16 protein-coding genes are annotated in these 14,802 nt (G+C 54.9%); 5 read left to right on the top strand and 11 right to left on the bottom strand.

All coding sequences use genetic code 11. From position 1 onward, the window contains the following. Window positions 1-18: 18 nt before the first annotated feature. From BLR09_RS11945 to BLR09_RS11930, 4 genes are read right to left on the bottom strand one after another with little or no spacing between them, the layout of a single operon-like run. Window positions 19-441 carry an EamA family transporter gene (locus BLR09_RS11945; RefSeq protein ID WP_093202162.1) on the bottom strand — a complete coding sequence of 141 codons (423 nt, stop codon included), beginning with the start codon at window positions 439-441 and terminating at the stop codon, window positions 19-21. A gap of 13 nt (window positions 442-454) precedes the next feature. After that, window positions 455-1,165 carry a phosphatase PAP2 family protein gene (locus BLR09_RS11940; protein WP_093202159.1) on the bottom strand — a complete coding sequence of 237 codons (711 nt, stop codon included), beginning with the start codon at window positions 1,163-1,165 and terminating at the stop codon, window positions 455-457. A 58-nt stretch (window positions 1,166-1,223) separates the two neighbouring features. Further along, window positions 1,224-1,775, bottom strand: a complete 552-nt coding sequence (locus BLR09_RS11935) for a DUF1599 domain-containing protein (RefSeq protein ID WP_093202157.1) — start codon at window positions 1,773-1,775, stop codon at window positions 1,224-1,226. 51 nt (window positions 1,776-1,826) lie between these two features. After that, on the bottom strand, window positions 1,827-2,411 hold the full coding sequence (locus BLR09_RS11930; protein ID WP_093202154.1) for a selenoprotein S family protein: 585 nt from the start codon (window positions 2,409-2,411) through the stop codon (window positions 1,827-1,829). Window positions 2,412-2,572: 161 nt separating this feature from the next. Between BLR09_RS11930 and BLR09_RS11925 the strand changes: the two genes are divergently transcribed. Genes BLR09_RS11925 through BLR09_RS11915 form a run of 3 tightly spaced genes read left to right on the top strand, consistent with a single transcriptional unit; the run spans window position 2,573 to window position 6,107 of the window. Then, window positions 2,573-4,993, top strand: a complete 2,421-nt coding sequence (locus BLR09_RS11925; RefSeq protein ID WP_093202151.1) for a tetratricopeptide repeat protein — start codon at window positions 2,573-2,575, stop codon at window positions 4,991-4,993. Between the two features lie 31 nt (window positions 4,994-5,024). After that, window positions 5,025-5,732, top strand: a complete 708-nt coding sequence (locus tag BLR09_RS11920; RefSeq protein WP_093202149.1) for an ABC transporter ATP-binding protein — start codon at window positions 5,025-5,027, stop codon at window positions 5,730-5,732. Window positions 5,733-5,735: 3 nt separating this feature from the next. Then, on the top strand, window positions 5,736-6,107 hold the full coding sequence (locus BLR09_RS11915; protein WP_093202146.1) for a DUF4260 domain-containing protein: 372 nt from the start codon (window positions 5,736-5,738) through the stop codon (window positions 6,105-6,107). Here BLR09_RS11915 and BLR09_RS11910 read toward each other — a convergent pair. Next, window positions 6,073-6,471, bottom strand: coding sequence for a response regulator (locus BLR09_RS11910; protein WP_093202144.1), 399 nt, complete (start codon window positions 6,469-6,471; stop codon window positions 6,073-6,075). The two genes, BLR09_RS11915 and BLR09_RS11910, sit on opposite strands and share 35 nt — an antisense overlap. A gap of 89 nt (window positions 6,472-6,560) precedes the next feature. Next, window positions 6,561-6,989, bottom strand: a complete 429-nt coding sequence (locus tag BLR09_RS11905; protein ID WP_093202141.1) for an FKBP-type peptidyl-prolyl cis-trans isomerase — start codon at window positions 6,987-6,989, stop codon at window positions 6,561-6,563. A 137-nt stretch (window positions 6,990-7,126) separates the two neighbouring features. Here BLR09_RS11905 and BLR09_RS11900 point away from each other — a divergent pair, with 137 nt between their 5' ends. Next, window positions 7,127-8,431, top strand: coding sequence for a DUF4876 domain-containing protein (locus BLR09_RS11900; RefSeq protein ID WP_093202139.1), 1,305 nt, complete (start codon window positions 7,127-7,129; stop codon window positions 8,429-8,431). A gap of 8 nt (window positions 8,432-8,439) precedes the next feature. Here the strand turns inward: BLR09_RS11900 and BLR09_RS11895 are convergent, their stop codons facing one another. Further along, window positions 8,440-8,919 (bottom strand): hypothetical protein, encoded by a 480-nt coding sequence (locus BLR09_RS11895; RefSeq protein WP_093202136.1) that lies wholly within the window; start codon window positions 8,917-8,919, stop codon window positions 8,440-8,442. A 146-nt stretch (window positions 8,920-9,065) separates the two neighbouring features. Here BLR09_RS11895 and BLR09_RS11890 point away from each other — a divergent pair, with 146 nt between their 5' ends. Continuing rightward, window positions 9,066-10,559: a S41 family peptidase gene (locus BLR09_RS11890; RefSeq protein ID WP_093202133.1), complete on the top strand. Its 1,494-nt coding sequence runs from the start codon at window positions 9,066-9,068 to the stop codon at window positions 10,557-10,559. Here the strand turns inward: BLR09_RS11890 and BLR09_RS11885 are convergent. From BLR09_RS11885 to fucP, 4 genes are all read right to left on the bottom strand, one after another. Beyond that, window positions 10,556-11,263 (bottom strand): SDR family oxidoreductase, encoded by a 708-nt coding sequence (locus BLR09_RS11885; RefSeq protein ID WP_093202130.1) that lies wholly within the window; start codon window positions 11,261-11,263, stop codon window positions 10,556-10,558. The genes BLR09_RS11890 and BLR09_RS11885 overlap by 4 nt on opposite strands. A 40-nt stretch (window positions 11,264-11,303) precedes the next feature. After that, entirely contained in the window at window positions 11,304-11,816 is a 513-nt protein-coding gene (locus BLR09_RS11880) for a DUF6702 family protein (RefSeq protein ID WP_093202128.1), read from the bottom strand. Between the two features lies 1 nt (window position 11,817). Then, the gene (gene rseP / locus BLR09_RS11875; RefSeq protein WP_093202125.1) at window positions 11,818-13,212 is read right to left on the bottom strand and encodes an RIP metalloprotease RseP; all 1,395 of its coding nucleotides are present in this window, start codon (window positions 13,210-13,212) and stop codon (window positions 11,818-11,820) included. 208 nt (window positions 13,213-13,420) lie between these two features. Next, complete coding sequence (fucP, locus tag BLR09_RS11870; RefSeq protein WP_093202123.1) at window positions 13,421-14,782, bottom strand: L-fucose:H+ symporter permease; 1,362 nt, start codon at window positions 14,780-14,782, stop codon at window positions 13,421-13,423. Between the last annotated feature and the right edge of the window lie 20 nt (window positions 14,783-14,802).

The raw sequence follows: 14,802 nt of genomic DNA, 5'->3' as shown, positions 1-14,802 counted from the left end.
GCAGAAATTTGGAAGGACCTACTTCCAGATCAGAATGAGCAGGCCAATCAGCATCAGCCCGCCGCCAAGCCACATTTTCGGTGTCAGCGGTTCTTTCAGGAAAAGTACGGCCAGGGCCAGCGTCACCAGAATACTGGCCTTGTCGATCAAAGCTACCTGCGACACGGGTCCGGCTTGTACGGCCCGGTAGTAAAAAATCCACGATAGGGCAGTCGTCAGCGCCGAAACGCCCAGCCACGCGAGCGCCCGGCCCGGTACCTGACTTAATTCCCCCAACCGGTGAAAGGCCAGGTACTGCACAAAAACAATGCCCAGTACCAGCACGGTACGGATGAGTACGGCGGCATCCGACGAAATGTCCTTCAGGCCGGCTTTGGCGACTACGGCTGTCATGCCGGCAAACAGCATCGATAAGAGGCTGTACGCGATCCAGGATTTCATACAGGAAAGATAATCAGAGCGGAGCAACCAGTGCAAGACCTCCGGCGGCGCCGTTGTAAAACGGCATCACAGCTATTTTCCGGTCGCGGCGGAAGATTTTCCGCTGTATCCAGGGATAGCACCGGTATACTACTTCCGTAGTGCCGATTCCGACGCCGGCGCTGAAGAGTACATCGGCCAGCCAGTGCCGGTCGTTCAGCATCCGCAGCGCCGCCACGCTGGTGGCGACACCATATCCGCCCACACTATACCAGATACTCTGGTCTCCGTATTCTTTCGAAAGAATGGCCGCTCCCGTAAAAGCGACAACCGTATGGCCGGAAGGAAAAGAGTTGTTGGAGGATCCGTCCGGCCGTGGATAGCCGACGGTTATTTTCAATCCCTGCGTAATCGACTGGGCCGCTACCTGCGCGAGCGCGGTGATAATCAGCTGGTCTTTGAAGGTATGTTTTCCGCGGACGCCGACGGCCCCGAGAGCAAGGGGAATGATCGTCGGGGTATATTCCAGGTAATCATCGGCACGGGTATGGAAGTTGGGATAGTGCTTCCGGAGTTCCGTCCGCACATCCCGGCTGATGGCTCCCTGCGTCGCCAGGCCGGCGCCCATGAATACCACCGGGGCGATAGCGGCTTTCCACAAAGGTTTTCGTATAGTCGAGTCCACCTGACCAAAACCGGCCAGGACATGGAGCGTCAGCAGGGCGCTCAGGAGAACATTTCGCATTCCGTACAGGGATAGGGAAAGGCAAAGAAGAACCGAAATTCTGAAGGAAATTCGAAGGCTACTGCTCAGCCTGCGCCTGACCGAGCTGAATCAGACAGAAAACCGAGTAGTTAATCATGTCCTGGTAGTTGGCGTCGACGCCCTCCGAAACCAGGGTTTTCCCTTCGTTGTCTTCGATCTGCTTGGTACGGAGCAGTTTCATGAGGATGATATCCGTCATCGACGACACCCGCATTTCCCGCCAGGCTTCTCCGTAATCGTGATTTTTGTTGAGCAGCAAACCGATCGTTTCTTCGATGTGCCGGTCGTAGAGCGTGGAGAGCTCTTCCGTTGGAATTTCCATGCGGCTGTCGTCGGCCAGCTGAAGCTGGATCAGCGCCATGACGCAGTAATTGATGATTCCGACAAATTCCGGTACAATACCTTCTCCCACACGGGAGACGCCCGTTTCCTGCAACTGCCGGATACGCTGGGCTTTGATATAAATCTGATCGGTCAGGCTGGGCAGGCGGAGAATCCGCCAGGCCGTGCCGTAGTCCCGGTTTTTCTTCAGAAAAAGCTCCTTGCAAAGGGAGATCACATGACGGTATTGCCGTTCGGTTTGTGACATCATGATGGGATGAGTAACGAAAATCCCGGCAATGCCGGACGACAAAGGTAGCTAGGCCCGGGTTCTCTTCCGCAACGTATTAAAAATGCAATAGACGAGTATACACCCGAAAAGGAATACTGCGGCCCAGAAACTACCGCCCCAATCAACCGAAAATAAGCGTATAAACCGCAGATCTTCAGGAGATAAAGGTGTCAGATCAGAATTGGCGGTACGGATGAGCCGGTCGAAGTCCGACAAGGTATACCGAAGGTACAGAAGGGAAGCCAGGCCGCTCATTGCCAGCACGCCGCAGGTACATGCTGCCAGCCGCCGCGGCCCCCATACCGCAATGATACCCAGCGCAGCAGCCAGCAGGGGAATGGCAGCGGCGGGCTGCATCGGTATGCGGCGGGATTGGGTAAGCGCCGCATTGCCGTTCTGGCCAAACTCGGCGATGTCTTCGTTTTTCAGCCCTTTCGACCATTCCGGAATAACCGGATCGGGTTTCCCGCCGGTAACAAGCGTCCAGCCGGTTACCGTAGCCACCGGCTGCTCACTGCAGCTGATGGTCAGAAAGTTGAAAAAGAAACAAACGATAACCGCTAAAAAGCCACTGGAAGTCAGGATGTTGGATAAAGTGCGGGATGTGACCATAGAAGCAAATATATCCGACAAATCGAAAACAAAGTACTCGCGATCGATTCACGAACCTCAATACAAACGTTCTTTGCAGCGTTTAAGACCGTAACCCGACAGGTAATACCCTGATCGAACCGGATAAATACAACGTTGGAAGGCGTTGCCGAATGCTTGCTATGCAGGATTATTTTTTTTGGAATTCGTGGCCACGCCCGTACCGGAGCCTGGCCTTTGCTGGTCTCGCTTTTGTTATACTGTCGCTGACAGCCTGGGGATATTATGCCTTCCGGGGTGTCGACAATGTCCTGCATTGGGATGTACTCAGTGAGTTGGGAGAACACCCCGTCACCTTAGATCGCTTTCAGGCAGGCGGTTCATCGTTCAGCATCGAAGGCCAGGCCTATACGCTGACGGAGCAGTTTGTAGCGTCTCCGATGGCGACGGCCAACCCCGTCAGCGACTGGCTATGCTTCCTGCTGTTTTTGGCGGGAGCCGCGCTGACCCTCGCCGCTGTTTCCGCGCTTCCGCGCCTGTGGTATTTCGGGGCGATGACGGCTTTTATCGTGCTCCTGAGTACGCTTCAGGTGGATACGGTGGCGGGGCGGGCAGACCGGACTATCACGATCGTCCTCGTGACGGTATTTACCGCACTGAGCTTTTATTTCCATGCGTTTCGTCCGGCGACAGGACTATGGGCCCGGGTAGCGGTCTTTACCGGGTTGATTGCCCTGTCGGTTGGCGCGCTGTTATTGACTGGAAAAGGGTCTGTCGACGGATGGCTGGCCTACGGATATCCTGCCGGGATGGCCGTTTTTACCCTGTTTTCTTTCTGGATCAGCTTTGAAATCATGATCGGGATTGTCTGGCTGGCGACGAATCAGTCCGGCCGGAACGGACTCGTTCCCTTTGCCGCACTGACGGTTTTTTACCTGACCAACCTGCTTTTTACCCAATTGCACAATAGCAAATTGCTGGATTGGAACCTCCTCTATATCAGTCCTTTTGTCTTTCTGATAGCGTCTGTATTGCTGGGTTTTCGGGGAATGAAGCAGCGGGAAGAACAGGAAGCGGCACCCTGGCCTTTTGCGCCACAGGGATTTGTCTTATATGCCGGACTGGCAACCATTTCCTTTGCCATGCTTGCCCGCCTGTGCGCCTCGGCCAATGACCCGGCGATTGAGGCTTTGGAAGACATGGTCAGCTATACCCACCTGATCGGCGGGGTACTGTTCTTCTTTTATGTTTTTTTCAATTTCGGGACGATGATGTGGCACGGGCGGCCTGTTCACCGTATTCTCTTTAAACCGCCGCATTTCGGTCGTTTTCACATACGGGGATTGTCGGCTGTCGCCCTGATCCTGTTTTTGTATAACAGCGGATTTTTTCCGTTTTACCAGGCCGTCGCCGGGTATTTCAACGGATTGGGAGACGTCGCAACGGAAAAGAAAGACTACCGCATCGCCGAAACGTTTTACAACCAGGGCGTTGCTTTTGAATTTCAGAACCATAAGTCCAACTACGGCCTGGCTTCGCTGGCCTGGGTGCAGGGTGATTTCGCTTCCGCAGCCCGTTTCTTTCGTCAGGCGCTGGCCAAGCAGCCGTCGGCCTATGCGTATGCCGGGCTGACCCGAAGCCTGATGAATGAAGACCTGGCTTTCGATGCGTTTTTTGCCGCGCAGGAAGGGCGCCGGTCGTTCCCCGAAAGCGGAGAGCTGACCAATAACCTCGCTTACCTGCATGCAAAGGCAGGCGGAGCCGATTCTGCCCGCTATTATTACCACAAGGCTGTTGAACTATGCCGGGAAAAAGGCGTTCCGGAAGCGAACCTGATTGCATTGGACGTCCGGACAGGAAAGACGCCTGAAGCCACGACATCCGACTACCTCGCGGTGCGGGTAAACCGCCAGGCCATCGACCTCCTGCAAGGGAAGAAAGAAGGAAAGCAGCCGGACATTCCGACCGATTCGGCGATGACCCTGCTTCAGTTTGCCGATCTTTCCAACGCCGTACTCCTTGGTTTACACCAGGAAAAGCCGGTCTTCACGGACGCGGCCTGGCGGAAGCTTCAGGAGCGGAACGAAGCATATTTTGACGATCTGCAATACCTTCAGGCGCTTTCAGACTATTACAAGGGAGACAAACTGGCCGGGCTGGACGTTCTTTCGGCCCGGACGCTGGGGGATACCTCGGCGCGGGGCGACCGCTGGCGGCGTCCGCTGGCCGCCTTCCTCAACCGGGAGTCGGCCGCCGAAATGGACCCGGCGCCGCTGCGTGACTGGAAAGGGGACGGCTCGGAACTACTCCTCCGGCAGCCGTTGAACCTGAAGGTACTGGAGCGGTATACCGCCGAGGCCAACCGCCGGAAGGAACCACAAAAAGGGTACAATGCCCTGTTCAATGCGCTGAAGTACCGGACCGATTCTCCCGGAATCCTTTCCGCTTATATCCTGCAAAGCCTTGAAACAGGGCTTACAGCCTATGCGGACGAAAAAATGCAGCGACTGAAAGAGGTCGATCCGGCGGCGTACGAGCGGTTCTTGCCCGTCTATCAGCAAAAACGGGCACTCATCGAAAAACGCCGGGAGGATTTTCAATGACCGTGTAGGTTTGAAACATAACGATCATCCGATGAATATTATCGAGACCTCACAGATTCAGAAGCGTTACATCATGGGCGCGGAAGTCGTCGAGGCCCTCAAAGACATCACGATCTCCATTCGAAAGGGCGAATACGTGGCGTTTATGGGGCCCTCGGGTTCGGGGAAAAGTACCCTGATGAATATCGTGGGATGCCTCGATACTCCGACTTCAGGCTCGTATATTCTCAACGGGCAGGATGTCAGCCGGATGGGCGAAAACGAACTGGCCGAAATCCGTAACAAGGAGATCGGTTTTGTGTTTCAGACGTTTAACCTGCTGCCGCGGCAGACGGCCCTTGAAAACGTTGCGCTGCCGCTTATTTATGCCGGCTATTCCCGTGCCGACCGCATCGAAAAAGCGATGGGAGCCCTGCGGGGCGTAGGCCTGGAAAACCGGGCGCATCACCGCCCGAACGAACTTTCCGGCGGGCAGCGCCAACGCGTGGCCGTCGCCCGGGCGCTGGTCAATGATCCTTCCATTCTGCTCGCCGATGAGCCGACGGGTAACCTCGATACCAAAACCAGCTATGAAATCATGGATCTCTTTGATCAGTTGTATTCAAAGGGAAATACCATTGTAATGGTTACCCACGAAGAAGACATCGCAAAATATTCTCACCGCATCATCCGGCTGCGTGACGGGGTCATTGAAAGTGACCTGGTCAACGACGACGTCATCAAGCCGGTACTCCACTAGGATATGAAAAACTGGTTGCGCAGCGAGGAAGTTATCCAGTTTCTCGCTTCTATTGTCGTGTTCTCCCGCCTCGATTTCGCCTGGTGGGTCTATCCGGCGCTGATCCTGGTGCCCGATCTGAGTATGATCGGGTATGTCGTATCGCCTTCGGTCGGCGCAGTGGTATACAACCTGGCACACCACAAGGGGCTGGCCCTGGCAGTGGCCCTTGCGGGTTGGTTCAGTGGAACAGACTGGCTGACGCTTACCGGTGTGCTATTGTTCGGACATTCCTCGATGGACCGTATACTGGGCTATGGCCTCAAATACCCGGACAGCTTTCAGCATACTCACCTGGGGCTCATTGGTCGGGGGAATGGTCCCAGCAGGGACTGACAGCCGCGAGCAGTTCAACCAGGTGTACAAAATCTGCCGGTTTGGTCAAGAAGGCAGCGGCGCCGAGGGAAAGGGCTTCTTCCCGGTCAGCAGGCCGGCTGGAAGTCGTCAGAATGATAACCGGAATACTCTTCCATTCCGGATGGCGCTTCAACGCGGTCAACGCTTCGAATCCGTTCATGCGGGGCATATTCAGATCCAGGAGAACAAGCGTCGGCAGCTCCGGAGCTATTTCAAGCCCGGCCAGGAGCTCTTCTCCGTTGGCGAAAAAGAATACTTCGCAGTCCGCGTGTTCGTTCAGCCCTTCCTGCGCAAAAAAGCGATCATCCTCGTCATCGTCCACCACGTAGACTATCTGCTTCATGTTTTGTCTGTTTCGGGTCTTCGAAACTACAAAAAAACAAAAGGAGACGGCCCGGGGACAGTCTCCTTTTTTCTATACGGTTCAGGTCGTTAGTTGACGCTGACGAGTTCGATTTCGAAAACCAGATCCTGGCCGGCCAGGGGGTGGTTGGCATCGACCGTGATACCTGTCTCGGTGATGTCGGTAACTGTTACGGGAATGACCTGTCCTTCGCCGTCGGCGTGCATATTCAGCTGCATACCGATTTCGAACGGAATATCCTGGGGCAGATCGCTTTTGTTAAACTGGAAGACGAGGTTTTCGTCAGAAGGACCGTACGCATCTGCAACCGGAATATGAACGGTTTTCTTTTCTCCGATCTGCATTCCGGTAATGCCGGAATCAAAACCAGCGATAACCATACCGCTACCCAGCGTGAATTCGAGCGGTTCGCGACCGGCAGAAGAGTCAAATACTACTCCATTGGTCAGTTTGCCTGTGTAATGAACGCGAACTTTGTCGCCTGTTTTAGCCTGCATAGCTGCTGATAGTTTGATTTTGTTCACCCGTGGAACCACGTTGTAGCTGCGCGGCTGAAAGATTTATCCGGCAAAGGTAGGTTAAAATTTCGTTCCCGCCTTTACTTTTGGGTGATCGGGAATTCCCTATACTACCCATGAAAAGCCTGCTTGCCGCACTTCTTCCAGCCCTTTTGCTTGTTGTTCTCTTCTCCTGCCGGATGGAACTGGATCCTTCCCTGAGCCTGACGACAATCCGCATCAAAGTGGGATTTGACGAATCGCTTTCCGCTTTATCGCCTCAGGGTGTATCGGTTTTGCTGAGAGATGTGCAGACGGGGGAGGAGTGGACCGGAACGACGGATGGCAGCGGAACGGTACAGTTCCCGGACCGGATCGGCGGCAACTATACCGTCAAAGCCCGGCGCTCGATTCCGGCGGCGGAGTTTGAAGGCCTGACCGGTTTTCCGGTTTCGGCGGACGTGGTTCTGGAAGATTCCCTGGTCAAAAAAGAATTTAGCATGACCGCCGGAAGCGACGGAGAAATCCGCCTGATGTCTTCCGTTGGCGGCTGGGTAGTACGCCAGGTATACTACGCCGGTTCGGATACCCTCAACGGCGCAGGTCTCCGGGATCAGTTTTTCGAAATTACCAATAACTCGACCCGGACGATGTACGCGGACAGCCTGTACATCGGCTTGCTGCAGGGAGTAAAGACAAAGGACCTGACGTCGCCGTACGTCCTGCCTGCTTCAGGCCAGTTCGACTGGAGCCAGGCTGTCAACATGCCTTCCGCTTCCAAACCGGCCGCCAATACGGATTATGTGTATGCCCATACTGTGGTGATGATTCCGGGAACGGGTACGCAGTATAAGGTAGAGCCTGGAAAAACCCTGCTCATCGCGCGGAATGCGCAGAACCATAAAACAGGGTATGCCGGCACGGATGGAAAAATGCTGGCTACGAAGAATCCGGCCCTGACCGTTGACCTCAGCAAGGCCGATTTTGAAGCGTATTTTCAGGGCAAGGTTGTGACGGACGTAGACAATGCTTCTGTTCCGAACCTGTCAGTTATCTACTCTGCCGCTCAGGATTTCACGCTGAGCGCAGATGGGAAAGAAGCGATCGTCTTATTCAAAACGACGCAGGATGTGACAAAATGGGGTAAATATGCCGTCCCCACTACGCGGACTGTCACTGCTTCCACGGCATTGAACGTACAAATTTCGCTCGGGTTTGTACTGAGCGGTGTCGAGATACTGACTTCTTCCACTATCCCGAAAAAACTCCCGGCCAGTATTGATGCCGGTTTTTACGCCGTTCCCAAAGGCATCTATTCTTCTCAATCAATCGTCCGGAAAGTCCGCAAAACCGTTGGTACCCGCGTCATATTGACGGCAACCGGAAACTCGCAGCAGGATTTCGACTACCTGAACGTGGCGCTGCCGGGCGGCTCGAAGTAGGCAGGCAGCTAATGCGCAAGGCTTGGTGTCTTCGGAGCAGTATCTTTCGAAAGGTTCTCCAGTGCTACACTATCCAGTAATTCTTCTTCCAGTTTTTCTGCCCAGGTGCGGAGGTAGAGTACGACGTCTTCGCGGCAGTTATGGCGCATCATATCCCGCCGTTCTTTCGGAATCCGCTGCTTGATTTTCGGGTCCGAGAGCCATTCCAGGTGTTGCAGATCGCTGGTGGTCAGGCCATACTGGAGTAGGTCGGCGATGAGCAGATCGATTGGCAATCCGCTTACCGGACAGTATTCTTCCACCTGTTCCCGCCAGTCGCCACTGCGGGCCATGGCAAAAGCATGAATGTCGGCCTGGGTAAGACGCGTCAGTTCCTGGGCCAGGTTTCCGCAATTGCAGGCGCCCATGTGGCCCCACATATAGGGAGCGCCTTCTTCCAGTTTCCGGGCGGTGCGGCGAAGCGCATCGAGTAAGACCAGTGAAGCCATATCGCAGAGAACTTAACAGGGAAACCGCAGGGTATCTGCGGGTAGTTATGTAAATTTACCAGTGTACGGACGCAAACGGAACAACCGGACGTTTTTATTCCGGTGTTTGTCCGACGTGATAGGATGACCCCGGGCGTCCCCCTTGTATGAAACACCTGATCTGGCTTGTTATCGGCATGGCCGCCTTCTCGGCCTGTTCGCCGCGAGCCTACTCTCCGCAGCGGACGTTTGAGGCGTCGGCGCTGCGCAGCGACTTTGAGCTCATGCGCAAGGGACTGGAAACCAGTCACCCTGGATTATATTGGTATACCCCGAAACCCAGGCTGGATTCTGCTTTTGACGCCACCGCTGCCCGCCTCGACCACCCGCTGACCGAACTGGAATTCCGGAAACTGCTCGACCCGCTCGTTGAACTCATTCACTGCGGGCATACGACGGTCCGCGGCTCCCGGGGGTTCGAACACTGGCGGAAACGACATAAACCACAGGATTTTCCACTTACCGTTTTTGAACACAAAGGCAAAATCTTCGTGGCCTCCAACTTCAGCGATGAACCGGGTATCCGCAAGGGGCAGGAGGTAGTGCGGATAGACGGGCATGATGCGCTCTCCGTTTACGAATCTCTGAAAGGAATCGTCATTTCAGACGGATATAACCAAACGTTCAAGACGACCACCATCCTCAATAACTTTCCAACATATTACCGGTATTGGTACGGCGAAAAGGAACGATATGAAGTGGTTGTCGTGGACTCGCTTCACGAGGAGCAAACCTTTCGTCTTCGCTGGAAAAAAGAACAGAAGGCAGCAAAGGCTGTAACCCCCGCCGCGGTGACGCCCGTGCCGGGACAGGTACGCCCGCCGGCGACGGTTCCTGTAGTCCGTTCGCTGGGAAACCGGAATATTCACCTCGCTTTTTCGCCTGCAGATTCCAGCATTGCGATTCTCGATATTAATACCTTCGGCGACGGCAGCTACCGGAAATGGTACCGCCGGGTTTTCAGGGAAATCGAACGAAAGAAAGTCACACACCTGGTCATAGACCTGCGCAACAATGGCGGAGGAAAAGTAGCCGCCAGCAACCTCCTCATGCGGTACCTGATGGACCAGCCGTTCCAGGCCTATCAATCGGTCGAAAGCCTGCCCTATCCCAGTCCCATGACCCGGTACATCAGCGAACGGATCGGCCGCGACATCATGATCGCCATGATCGCCCGGAAATTACCGGAAGGCCGCCGGGCGATCCGCAGTGCCACACGGATTCAGAAGCCGGTCAAAAAATACGGCTTCCGGGGCGATGTGTACCTGCTGACCAACGGCGGGTCGTTTTCGGCATCCTCTATTACTGCAGCCAATCTTCAGTTCTGGAAAAGAGCGGTGGTAGTAGGCCGGGAAACCGGCGGCGGGCGAAACGGTTGCTCTGCCTGGTCTATTCCGTACCTGACGCTCCCGCAAACCCGGGTACGCGTGCGTCTCCCGTTATTCAAAACGCTCACCGCCGTAACCGACCCGAACGTCGGGCATGGCGTCATACCCGATCATCAGGTCGTGTTTACGGCGCAGGATATCATGGGAAACCAGGATCCCGACCTGCAGCGGATCTATGAACTGGTACGCGGCTCCCGCGTGGTGAAGGACTAGCTTGCCGGATTGGTGGCAAATACCGTCGTCTCGGTTACAAAAGCGACATCCCGCAATTGCAGTACCGACAGAATTACCTGTGCAATTTCCGTTGCTTCCATCTTGCTGGGGTCATAATCCTTTGCTTCCCGGCCGGCATTGACGCCAAACGATGTCTGGACTTCACTCGGGTTGATCAGCGTCACCCGGACGTTGTGCTTGCGCAATTCCTGCCGCCAGCATTCGGTCATCCCCCGCAACGCAAACTTCGACGCAACATAGGCGGTGCCGTTCGCGAAGCCGTGCAGGCCGGCAGTAGAGGCGATGTTGATCAGATTTCCGTATTGTTTTTCGGTGAAATACCGGGCTGCTTCCCGCCCGACGAGCATCGCTCCTGTGATATTGGTTGCAATCTGCTCTTCAAACTTATGCCGTTCGATTTCTGCCAGGGGGGAGAAGTAACCGTAGGCGGCATTGTTGAGGACGACGTTGAGATCTCCGAAGGTTTCCAGAACGGTCTGGAACATTCCCTTTACTTCTTCTTCCCGGCTGACGTCGGCGTGAATGGGCAACGCCCCGGTTTCAGCGGCGGCGCGCTGAAGCCGGTCGTAATGACGGCCGCAAATGGCTACCTGTGCGCCGGCGGCAACGAGTTGACGGGCGGTTTCCAGTCCGATTCCCGAGCTGCCGCCCGTGATGAGTACTTTGGCTTCCTGAAGATTCATGGGATTGTTCGTTTCGGGAAAGAAACGAAAATCGGCTCATTTACTCAACAGGGCGAACCGTTACTTTTTCGTTGAAGAGGAAGTACTTTTTTTCGGCGCCAAAGGTAAGATTGACGATATTCTGCTGGTCGTCGAATACGTCGGTCAATGCAGACTGCTGGATTTTACAACCGGGCAGCGGGCCGGAAAAAGGAAGTTCGAGAAAAACCCAGGTAGCGTCGAGTTCATTCTGCTTTCCGACGTACTGATAGGGGCGAAGCGCCCCCTGCGGGTTACTCCATTTAAAGTGTTTGCGGACGTAGGCTTCGACCAGGCGGTCGTTTTTGTCGTTGTCCTGAATATGGATTTTCGGGCCTTTGTTTCCCTTGTTAAGGGCTGTTTCCAGGTCGTCCGTAAACAGCTTGATCTCCACTTCGAAATTACCCGTCCTGGCGTTGTACCGCATTTCAGTCAGGCTGTTGTGGAAATCATGGGCACGAAAGGCAAACAACAGGGAAAGGAGGCACGCGACGGCGAGCCCGGCTGCTTTCCCTGTTGTTTGGCTGATCCGCATATTACTTGAAAAGATCGTTTCCGATAGCGAAGACCATCAGGCCGAGCAGGAGAATCGTTCCGATTTGCTGCGCACGTTCGAGGAATTTTTCGGACGGTGCGCGGCGCAGGATCATCTCGTAGAGGAGGAAAATCACATGACCGCCGTCAAGTGCCGGAATCGGCAGCGCGTTCATAAACGCCAGCGCCATCGAAAGCAGGCCGGTGACAGTCCAGAAGTGGTTCCAGTCCCAGATTTCTCCATACAGTTTGCTGATACCCACCGGACCGCTGATGGCGTCTGTCGCAGCGACTTCACCCTTGAAGATTTTTCCGAAGCCCTTTACGTTTTTCACAACGACGTCAAAGGCGTCATAGGTACCGGCAGCGAGCGCCTGTCCGAAGGAGTAATCCACGTGGGCGGGCGTCTGAAGCGGCGTGCGCTTGGCGTAGAGCAGGAGCTTGCCTTCGGGCGTCACGCGGGGCTTCACGGTGAGTTTCTTGCCGTTCCGGTCGAGTACCACGTCGAGTACCTTGCCTTTGTTGGCGGCAAGGATATCCGTAAACTGGTGGTAATAGGTGATCGGTGTTCCGTTGATGCTGACAATCTTGTCGTTATCACGCATGCCGGATTCCCAGGCAGGGTATACCTTCGGCTTCGACCCGAAGAACCGGGCGAAAAGACCGGGCTCTTCCGGCTTGGCTACCTGCGCGATGCCGTCGAAACGGGTGAAGGTGCTCAGGAAGCGCTCCGGGTTGTTGTCTTTGGCGAGCTGACCGGCGAGGTCATTCGGAACTGCCACGGTCAGTTCCTGTCCGTTTCGCTCAACGGTGTAGTTGCTGTTGGATTCGAGCAGTACCCGGCCAACGACGTCCTGCCGGAAATCTTCTACTGCCTGGCCGTTTACTTTCAGGATTTTGTCGCCCGTTTGCAGGCCGATGGCTTTGGCGAGTTCGCCGGCGACGATCCCGTTTTTGTTTACCTCCGCGACCGGAATGTAGTTGTACCCGTTCTGGTAGGAGAGGGAAACGAAGATGACGATCCCGGTAATGATGTTGACAATAATCCCGCCGAGCATCACCAGCAGGCGTTGCCAGGCCGGTTTGGCGCGGAATTCCCAGGGCTGAGGCTCGCTCGAGAGTTTGGAGGACTCCTGGGTTTCGTCGATCATTCCGTCAATCTGCACATACCCGCCCAGCGGAAACCAGCCGATACCGTACTCCGTCTCTCCGATTTTCTTCTTCCAGAGCGCGAAATTGGCGACGTTCGGAAGGGGAAAGAGAAAGTCAAAAAAGATGTAAAACTTATTGACGCGTATTTTGAAGAGCTTGGCAAAGGCGAAGTGCCCAAACTCGTGTAAGCCTACCAGAATTGAAAGACCGAGGAGCAACTGCCCGGCCATAATCCATCCACTCATTCGATTCGGTGTTTAATTGGGAACCGGCTGTCCGGAGACGAACGCGGCCGGAAGTCGGTTTGACTGGTTAACGCAAAGATAGACGGAAAGGCTCGTCTGTTAAGAATTTTTTAGATGGAAGGCTTTCAAAGCCAAACGGCGGTAAGTCAAAAGCCGGGCACTTCCGAAGAAATACCCGGCTTTCCGGAATAACGCAGTCTGTGCCTGCTTAGTCTACCGGCCGGATTTTATATCCCTTTAAGGCGAAGAAAACCACCACCATAAAGCAGACCAGCGGTACCAGCAGCGCAGCGGAGGCACCGGCGGGGAACAGAAGTCCTGCTACCAGCGGCAGCACCGCACCGCCTACAATACTCATAATGACGAGAGAAGAGGCGATTTTAGCCTCTACGCCGAGGTTTTTCGTCGCCAGAGCAAAGATCGTCGGGAACATAATCGACTGGCAGAAATACGTGAAGCTGAGGCAGATGATAGCCGTCAGTCCGCCGGTAAGAATCGCCAGACCTACAAGAATTACCGATCCGATTGAAAACAGGGAAAGTACCCGGTTAGCCGGCATTCGGGTCATGAGTGACGTGCCGACAAAGCGACCCAGCATAAAGAGTACCAGTGCAAACGACGCATGGAATCCGGCGATCTGGGTATTGGACAGGTTAGCCGCGTCGGTTCCCGTTACGGCGTTGATGAAGTTCATCCAGCCTTCGGCGAGTACCCAGTGCTTTTCACGCGAGAAATCGAGCTTGAAATCCACAAAATACCCCCAGAGCGTCGCCTGCGCGCCCACGTTGGCAAACTGGGCGAGGATCCCGAATACCAGGTGGCGGTGACGGAACAAATGGGTAATGGGGATTTTCCCGGCTGATTTTTCTTCTTCCGCACCTACTTCCGGCATTTTCATGACCGCAAAGAGAATGGCTACCAGCGCCACAATCGTTCCGATAAACAGGTAGGGACCCTGAACGGAAAGGGCTTCTTCTACCCGGATCGCTTCGGCCTGGGCAGCCGGCAGTGCCTGGAGCATTTCCGGCGTATATTCTTTTTCCGAGAAAATAAAGAGGGCGCCGATAACCGGACCGAGGATCAGGCTGATCCCGTTGAAAGACTGCGAGAAATTCAGCCGCCATTCCGCTTTTTGAGGCTCTCCCAGTACGGTTACATACAGGTTTGCCGCCGTTTCGAGGAACGCGATTCCACTCGCAATCATAAACAGCGCAAAAAGGAAAAAGCCGTATACCCGGGCGCTGGCCGCAGGATAAAAGAGAAACGCGCCGGCCGAGTACAGGACCAGGCCGAAAAGAATACCTTTTTTATAACCGAATTTCCGCATGACGTACCCGGCCGGGAGCGCCATGAAGAAATAGCCGAGGTAAAAGGCGAAATCCACGATACCTGCCTGGAACCGGCTCAGGTCCAGGGCAATCTGAAATTGCTTGATGAGCGATCCGTTGAGGGAGTTCGCCAGCCCCCACAAAAAGAAAAGACTGGTAACAAGCGCGAACGGGATGAGGTAGCTGCCGGACGACGTGCCTTCCTTGAGTTTGACGTTTTCGGGTGCTGGGCCGAGTGCCATTTAGTGAGCGTTTAGAGTGG

Source organism: Siphonobacter aquaeclarae (assembly GCF_900103285.1).
GTDB lineage: Bacteria > Bacteroidota > Bacteroidia > Cytophagales > Spirosomataceae > Siphonobacter > Siphonobacter aquaeclarae.
Note: the sequence above shows the minus strand (reverse complement) of the source record. Positions and strands in the feature narration are given on the sequence as shown.

Coding starts and splice junctions, on each gene's coding strand:
- BLR09_RS11940 (WP_093202159.1), bottom strand. CDS start 1,165: ATGCGAAATGTTCTCCTGAGCGCCCTGCTGACGCTCCATGTCCTGGCC.
- BLR09_RS11895 (WP_093202136.1), bottom strand. CDS start 8,919: ATGGCTTCACTGGTCTTACTCGATGCGCTTCGCCGCACCGCCCGGAAA.
- BLR09_RS11910 (WP_093202144.1), bottom strand. CDS start 6,471: ATGAAGCAGATAGTCTACGTGGTGGACGATGACGAGGATGATCGCTTT.
- BLR09_RS11880 (WP_093202128.1), bottom strand. CDS start 11,816: ATGCGGATCAGCCAAACAACAGGGAAAGCAGCCGGGCTCGCCGTCGCG.
- BLR09_RS11890 (WP_093202133.1), top strand. CDS start 9,066: ATGAAACACCTGATCTGGCTTGTTATCGGCATGGCCGCCTTCTCGGCC.
- BLR09_RS11930 (WP_093202154.1), bottom strand. CDS start 2,411: ATGGTCACATCCCGCACTTTATCCAACATCCTGACTTCCAGTGGCTTT.
- BLR09_RS11905 (WP_093202141.1), bottom strand. CDS start 6,989: ATGCAGGCTAAAACAGGCGACAAAGTTCGCGTTCATTACACAGGCAAA.
- BLR09_RS11885 (WP_093202130.1), bottom strand. CDS start 11,263: ATGAATCTTCAGGAAGCCAAAGTACTCATCACGGGCGGCAGCTCGGGA.
- BLR09_RS11935 (WP_093202157.1), bottom strand. CDS start 1,775: ATGTCACAAACCGAACGGCAATACCGTCATGTGATCTCCCTTTGCAAG.
- BLR09_RS11945 (WP_093202162.1), bottom strand. CDS start 441: ATGAAATCCTGGATCGCGTACAGCCTCTTATCGATGCTGTTTGCCGGC.
- BLR09_RS11915 (WP_093202146.1), top strand. CDS start 5,736: ATGAAAAACTGGTTGCGCAGCGAGGAAGTTATCCAGTTTCTCGCTTCT.
- BLR09_RS11920 (WP_093202149.1), top strand. CDS start 5,025: ATGAATATTATCGAGACCTCACAGATTCAGAAGCGTTACATCATGGGC.
- fucP (WP_093202123.1), bottom strand. CDS start 14,782: ATGGCACTCGGCCCAGCACCCGAAAACGTCAAACTCAAGGAAGGCACG.
- BLR09_RS11900 (WP_093202139.1), top strand. CDS start 7,127: ATGAAAAGCCTGCTTGCCGCACTTCTTCCAGCCCTTTTGCTTGTTGTT.
- rseP (WP_093202125.1), bottom strand. CDS start 13,212: ATGAGTGGATGGATTATGGCCGGGCAGTTGCTCCTCGGTCTTTCAATT.
- BLR09_RS11925 (WP_093202151.1), top strand. CDS start 2,573: ATGCAGGATTATTTTTTTTGGAATTCGTGGCCACGCCCGTACCGGAGC.